The organism is Streptomyces sp. NPDC025638, assembly GCF_055558775.1.
Map to the genome: position 1 here is coordinate 1 of NZ_JBVHLX010000057.1, position 6,998 is coordinate 6,998.

The following is a 6,998-nucleotide window of genomic DNA, read 5'->3' on the forward strand; positions in this document are numbered from 1 at the left end:
CCCGCGGAGCGGGTATCCCAGCGCTGCGCGCTGGGAAGAGAACGGGGCCGCTGCGCGGCCCCGTAAACCCGCTCCGCGGGTTTTTGAAGGCGCTTCGCGCCTTCAAGTAATTCCCGCTGCGCGGGAATTCGGATCTCCGCTGCGCTCCGATCCACCCGCCCGCTGCGCGGGCGGGAACCGTGAGGCTGCGCCTCACCGGCAGACCCCGCTACGCGGGGGCGGCAGCAGGAAGGGGGTGCTGCATCAACTCGGCTACCAGGTAGGATTACGAACCGGTGGGCACCACTGGTTCGGGCCGGCCTCGGGGCGGACAGTCCAGCGACCCAAGCGACTCAGTCGCCGAATTGACCTGCCATCACCTGACAGTCCGTCCGGACATCGGGCCAACAAAACCCGCTTGACGGCCTGTCACACACTGACGACCGACACCGAACATAGCACAGGCGGTCGCACCCGAGGCGAGTATCGGCCGAACTGGTGTGCCGATGCATCCGCGCTATACAGCTTGTGATGCATCGGGTAGAGTCACGAACAGATCCTCGGTCCATCTCCCGGTGAACGGAGACACGCACAATGACGGATCCATTCCCGCTCCGCCCTCATCAGATCGAGGCCGTGGACGCCATCGTGAAGGGTCTCGACATTCCGCCCGGGAAACGGATCCCGCCCGAGGGGATCCGGGGCACGGTGGTGAGCGCGTGCGGCACCGGGAAGACTTTCATCGGCGCTGCCGCTGTGCGGGAGATCGTGCCCAGGGGGCGCGTCCTGGTGCTGGTTCCCACGCTGGAGCTGCTGGCGCAGACGGTCAGGGAGTGGGCCGCGTTCGGGCACTCGGGGCCGGCTGTGGCTGTGTGTTCGATGAGTGATGACCCGCGTCTGTACTCGCTGGGAGTGCGGACCACGACGAGTGCTCCGCAGTTGGCGCTGTGGCACGGGCGGGGGCCTGTGACGGTGTACGCCACCTACGCTTCGCTGCCGGTGCTGATCGAGGCGCACGCGGGCACGTACGGGCTGCCCATGGACGTGTGGGACCTGGTCCTGGTGGACGAGGCGCACCGCACGAGCGGGTCTTTGGGGAAGGCGTGGGCGGCGGTGCACGATCAGGAGTCGCTGCCGTCGATGCGGCGGTTGTACATGACGGCGACTCCGCGGATCTGGGAGGAGCGGCCGCCGCGGCGGTGGCGGCGCGGGGAGGACGGCCGGGAGGTGCCGGCCGCACGGGAGCGGCTGCCGGAGGAGATGGCCTGCTCCATGGACGATGAGTCCATCTACGGGCCCGTCCTGTACGAACTGGACCTGTCGGAAGCCATCGCGCGCGGGCTTTTGGCCCGGTACCAGATCGTGGTGGTCGAGCTGCGGGACGAACACCTGACGCCGCAGCGGCTGTACGGCGAGAACGGGCAGGAGGAAGCGGTGCGCGGGGAGCGCCTGGCGGTGCTCCAGGCCGCACTGCTGGAGACGATGTCGGCGCATGGTCTGACGCGGTGTATCACCTTCCACCACCGCACGATCGAGGCGCGCGCTTTCTCGGAGGGGCTGGGGCGGACGGTGGCACGGCTGCACGCCGAGGACCCCACGCGGCATCCCAAGAAGGTGTGGACGAACTGGCTGTCCGGTGAGCACGACCCGGACGTAAGGGCAGACCGGTTGCGCGCGTTCGGGGGGCGGGCCGGGCGGGCGGTGCTCTCCAACTGCCGCGTCCTCGCAGAAGGCGTGGACGTGCCCACGGTCGACTCGGTCGCCCTGATCGACCCGAAGGGATCGGCGGTCGACATCGTGCAGGCCATCGGCCGGGCGCTGCGGCAGAAACCGAATCAGCAGAAACTCGCCACGCTGATCGTGCCCATCTTCCTGCGGCCCGACGAAACGGAAGAGGAAATGCCGTACTCGATCTCGTACCGGCCCTTGATAAAGGTCCTGTCCGGAATCCGCGCGCACGACGAACGGGCCGTGGAAATGCTCGCCGCCCCGCAGGAAGGAATACACCGCACCCCGGCCACACCGTCGTACCTGGGCGAGGAACCGCAGGAGGGCGAACAGGAGCAGCGGACACTGCTCCGCTTCGGGACACACCGGGACCCCGCCCTGATCGCACGCCTGGTCCGCTACAACCTCCTCGAACCCGAACACGTCAACTGGAAAGCCGGACACCGCGCAGCGGTCGCCTACCGGGCACGGACGGGGAACCTGGCCGTGCCGTACGAGTACCGGGAACCGATGCCCCACGGGCACTCCTTCCCGCTCGGGCGGTGGCTGGCCGACCAGCGGCGCGCCGTACAGGCCGGCACCATGCCCGCCGAACGCGCAGCCGACCTCGACGAGCTGGGCATCGTGTGGGACCCGACCGAGGCCGCATGGGAAGAGAACCTCGCAGCCGCCCGCGCGTACTACGAGCAGACGGGCACGCTCGCCGCTCCGGTCACCGCGGCCGCGCTCGACAAGCCGGTCGGGCAGTGGCTCGCCAACCTCCGCAAGCCCGGGGGCCTGGGCAAGGACACGGAGCGCGCGGGGCGGCGTGCGGCCCAACTCGCCGCGATCGACCCCGACTGGAACCCCTCCACCCTGGGCTGGACGGTCGACTGGCAGCGCACCTACGCCGGACTCGCCCGCCTGATCGCGCAGGGCGCGACACCGGGCGACATCATGCCCGGCGTCACCTGGCACGGCACCGACGTAGGCAGGTGGCTGGAGCGGCAACGCCAGCACATCATCTGGGAAGGACTCACCGAGGGCCAGCGCACCCGCCTGACAGCCCTCGGCATCACACCCCTGCCACCAAAGCAGCAGGAGACGCCGGCGAAAGCGTCCAGGGCCGGTTCTGGGGCGTTCGAGCGGGGCTGCGCGGCCCTCACGCAATACAAGGCGCGGACGGGCTCTGTGACGGTCTCCAGGGGCCACGTAGAGGTCCTGCCGGACGGCACCGAGGTCAAGCTAGGGGTGTTCCTGTCGAACACCAAGACCAGGCGGGCGAAGCTGGGCGAGGAGCAACTGGAACGGCTCGCCGGCCTCGGACTCGACTGGGCCGCACACACGCGAGAGTAGCGGGAGGAGTACCCGGCGGCCCGCGTTAAGCGCTCGTAGCTCAGACCATGGGCGGCGCCGACGGCGCGGCGGTGCAACACGGCTGGCGCGCCCGCCAGAATCTAAGGGCTCGTTGCTCAGAACCCCTCGTCGTCCCCATGCTGGTGTCATGCCGCGTGGACCGGGACGCATCCAGCGGGCCGTACTCGCCCTCCTGCGCGAGGAGCCGGGCGGGCGCAGCGAGCTGGACGGCGCTCCGCTGTTCGCCTCGGTCAGCGCGCTGGCATGCCGCGTCTACGCGGTGACGGAGCCCACCGACGCGCAACGGGCCTGCGTCCGCCGCGCGCTGCGCCGCCTGGAGGCCGGCGGCCTGGTGGAGGTGCGGCGCCTCGGCGTGGGACGTACCTACCGGCAGCGGCGCGCGCACCCGCGGCGCGGCGTCCCGCGCTACGAGGACCGGGTGGGGCCCTGCACCGGGGACGGCTGCGAGGGATGCGCGGCAGGTGACCGGGCATCGACGTACTTCACCGCCGACGTGGTCGCGATGTTCCTCGACCACTTCGGCACCCTCACAGAAGCCGACCGCCAGTTGAGCCGTGCCACCGCACGCGGATGGCACCTGTACCCCGTACCACTCCCCCGACCAGCCACCGACTACCGCACCTACCCCATCGAGATCACCGAACTGTGCGCACGCCGGACACTGACCAAGGAAGAACTCGACCAGGCCGAGCAGCAGCTACGCGCCTTCATCGCCCCACACATCACCGCCATCCGGGAACTGCGGGGTGTGTCAATTTAACGGCTGATCTTGGTTGTTGAGGTTCAGTTGTTGGCTGGGGTGAGCCGGCCTTCGAAGGCGATCTGGAAGGCGTTCAGGGGTGCCTTCCAGCGCATGGTCCACCTCTTGCGGCCCTTGCCGGTCGGGTCGAGGCTCATCAGCGCCATGTAGACGCACTTGAGGGCGGCGGCCTCGTTGGGGAAGTGTCCGCGGGCGCGAACGGCTTTGCGTATCCGCGCGTTGACGCTCTCGATCGCGTTCGTGCTGCAGATGACCTTGCGGATCTCGACGTCGAAGGAGAGGAAGGGCACGAACTCGGCCCAGGCGTCCGACCACAGCTTCACGATCGCCGGATACTTCCGGCCCCATGCCTCCTGGAACTCCAGGAACCGCTCCGTCGCCGCGTCCTCGCTGGGAGCGGTGTAGACGGGCTTGAGTGCCTTGGCGACCTTGTCCCAGTCCTGGCGGGCTGCGTAACGGAAGCTGTTCCGCAGCAGGTGAACGACACATGTTTGAACAATCGTGCGAGGCCAGACGGTCTCCGCCGCCTCGGGCAGGCCCTTGAGCCCGTCGCAGACGAGCATCAGCACGTCGTCCAGGCCGCGGTTCTTCAGCTCGGTGAAGACGTGCAGCCAGTACTTCGCGCCCTCGCCGCCGTCCCCGACCCAGATGCCGAGGATGTCGCGGGTGCCCTCGGCCGTGACGGCCATGACAACGTAGATCGGCCTGTTCGCGACCTGGCCATCCCGGATCTTGGTTCTGTCGACGATCTTGTGATCCGGACGGCTGGGCGGGTTGTGTCCGCCCTTCGCGATCATGCATCGCGTGCTCTCGTGATGTGTTCTTGGAGCTGTTTCCATATCTGTCCGCCCTGTTGATCGAGGAGGTCGAGCGGCGGCCGGACAAGGTGGTGCTGCGGACACGGGTTCGGGCGGCAACCGCGGCCTGCCAGTGCGGCCACAGCTCGGCACGGGTGCACGGCCGGTATGTACGCAAGCTGCGTGACGTCGCTATCGGCGGGCTCGGTGTCGTGATCGAATTATGCATACGCCGCTTCCGATGCGAGAACTCTTCCTGCCCGGCGGTGACGTTCGCTGAACAGATCCAGGGCCTGACGACCCCGCACAGTCGGCAGACCCCGTTGCTGCGTGGGGTGATGACGCAGATCGGGTTGGCCCTGGCCGGCCGGGCGGGAGCCCGCCTGGCCTCCGCGGTCGGCATCACCGTGGGCAAGGACACGCTGCTGCGACTGGTCAGGGCCCTGCCCGAGCCGGAGATCGGTGCGGTGGAGGTCCTCGGCGTCGACGACTTCGCATTCCGCAAGGGCCACCACTACGGGACGGTTCTGATCGACATGGCCACGCACCGTCCACTGCATATCTACGACGGGCGCGAGGGTGAGGACCTGGCCGCCTGGCTCCGCGATCACCCCGAGGTGAAGGTGATCTGTCGGGACCGGTCCAGCGGTTACAGCGAGGGCGCACGCGTCGGAGCGCCGCAGGCCGAGCAGGTCGCTGATCGCTACCACCTGTGGGCCAATCTCGGCCAGGCGGTCGAGAAGACGGTCAACGCCCATCGCTCCCGCCTGGCAGAACCGCCTTCGGAACCCGCCGACACTCCCGGTGAGCCGCAGGTGGTCCAGCCATCGACAGAGCTGAAGATCGTGACTCGGCTCCGTGAACAGCATGCCGCCGCCCACGAGTTATGGCAGCAGGGGATGTCGAAGGCGGCGATCGGCCGGAAACTCGGACTGCACCAGGCCACCGTCCGCAAGCTGGTCAACGCCCCCTCCGCGGATGACGTCGTGGCCAAGAGCTTGCAGCGGGCGCACGTCGTCGACCCATACGTCGGCTACCTGCACCGACGCTGGAACGAAGGCGTCAGGAACGCCGCTCAGCTCTGCCGTGAGATTCAGGAACAGGGCTACCCCGGAGGCGAGTTGGCAGTCCAGCGTCATCTGCGGCGCTACCGAACCGGACGCGGACACGCACCCGACCCGGGTCCCAAGCCTCCCTCGGTCCGCGAAGTCACCTCATGGATCATGATTCATCCCGAACACCTGCGGGACGAGCAGGCTGACAAGCTCCACCGGCTACGTGAACGTGATCCCGAGCTGGACCGGCTCACCGGGCACGTCAGGAAGTTCGCCGTCATGATGACCGCACGCCACGGCGACCGTCTGGAGGACTGGATCAACGAAGCCGAACAGGACTCCCTGGCCCCCCTCGCAGGCTTCGCCCGCAACCTCCGCCGCGACTTCGACGCCGTCCGCAACGGCCTGTCCCTGCCTCATAGTTCCGGCGCTGTCGAGGGCAACATCAACCGACTCAAGATGCTGAAGCGTCAGATGTTCGGCCGGGCCAGCCTCGATCTCCTTCGCAAACGCGTCCTGCTCGCACGATGAGGCAGACCGTCCGGATCACAAGATCGTCGACAGAACCCGGATCTTGACGTTGATGGCATCCACGAACAGGACCGGATAGACGCGGTCCAGCGGCCGGTTCTGCCACTCGGCCATGCCCTCCATCACCTGGTCGGTGATCGTGGAGATGGTCTGCTTGGACACCTCGGCCCCATACACCTCGGCCAGATGTGCGGAGATCTCTCCGTGCGTGAGTCCCTTCGCGGACAGCGACAGCACCATTTCGTCCACCCCGGTCAGCCGGCGCTGCCGCTTCTTGACGATCTGCGGCTCGAAGGTCCCGGCCACGTCCCGGGGCACCCTGACCTCGACCGGGCCGACGTCGGTCAGCACTGTCTTGGCGCGGGTGCCGTTGCGGCTGTTGCCGTTGTTCTTCCCGGCCGGATCGTGCTTCTCGTAGCCGACGTGATCGGTGATCTCGCCTTCCAGAGCGGACTCCAGCACCCGCTTGGTCAGCTGCTGCAACAGCCCGCCCTCACCGGTCAGTTGCAGGCCCTCACCGCGGGCCCGGTCAACCAGCATCGCGATCAACTGCTCGTCCGACGTGGCCGCACCGACCGACTCGACTACGGGCTCTTGCTCGATCGTCATCTCACTCACTTGGCGTCTCCATGATCAACAGATCCGCCGTTGATTAGACACTCCCGGAACTGCGGGCAGGAACCATCCCGCCAGAGCCCTAGGTGTATTGACCCGCAGCGTTGTTGACACGGCTGATCGGTGGGTGGCCGCCGAGTGCGGTGTGGCAGCGGTGGTGGTTGTAGGTGTGCAGGA

The 6,998-nt window shown here is 67.9% G+C and carries 3 protein-coding genes and 2 pseudogenes; 3 read left to right on the forward strand and 2 right to left on the reverse strand.

Annotated elements, in window-relative coordinates; genetic code table 11:
- Positions 1–573 precede the first annotated feature (573 nt).
- Entirely contained in the window at positions 574–3,042 is a 2,469-nt protein-coding gene (locus ACZ4EG_RS46395) for a helicase associated domain-containing protein (protein ID WP_467795033.1), read from the forward strand.
- A 148-nt stretch (positions 3,043–3,190) separates the two neighbouring features.
- Entirely contained in the window at positions 3,191–3,823 is a 633-nt protein-coding gene (locus ACZ4EG_RS46400; protein WP_467795034.1) for a hypothetical protein, read from the forward strand.
- A 23-nt stretch (positions 3,824–3,846) separates the two neighbouring features.
- Here ACZ4EG_RS46400 and ACZ4EG_RS46405 read toward each other — a convergent pair.
- Positions 3,847–4,557 (reverse strand): annotated as a pseudogene (locus tag ACZ4EG_RS46405) (IS256 family transposase); the annotation flags it as partial.
- Between the two features lie 89 nt (positions 4,558–4,646).
- Here ACZ4EG_RS46405 and ACZ4EG_RS46410 point away from each other — a divergent pair.
- A complete protein-coding gene (locus ACZ4EG_RS46410) occupies positions 4,647–6,206 on the forward strand; it encodes an ISL3 family transposase (protein ID WP_467795035.1) in 1,560 nt (519 codons plus the stop codon).
- 36 nt (positions 6,207–6,242) lie between these two features.
- Here ACZ4EG_RS46410 and ACZ4EG_RS46415 read toward each other — a convergent pair.
- Positions 6,243–6,746, reverse strand: a pseudogene (locus tag ACZ4EG_RS46415) (transposase); the annotation flags it as partial.
- Between the last annotated feature and the right edge of the window lie 252 nt (positions 6,747–6,998).

Coding starts and splice junctions, on each gene's coding strand:
- ACZ4EG_RS46395 (WP_467795033.1), top strand. CDS start 574: ATGACGGATCCATTCCCGCTCCGCCCTCATCAGATCGAGGCCGTGGAC.
- ACZ4EG_RS46400 (WP_467795034.1), top strand. CDS start 3,191: ATGCCGCGTGGACCGGGACGCATCCAGCGGGCCGTACTCGCCCTCCTG.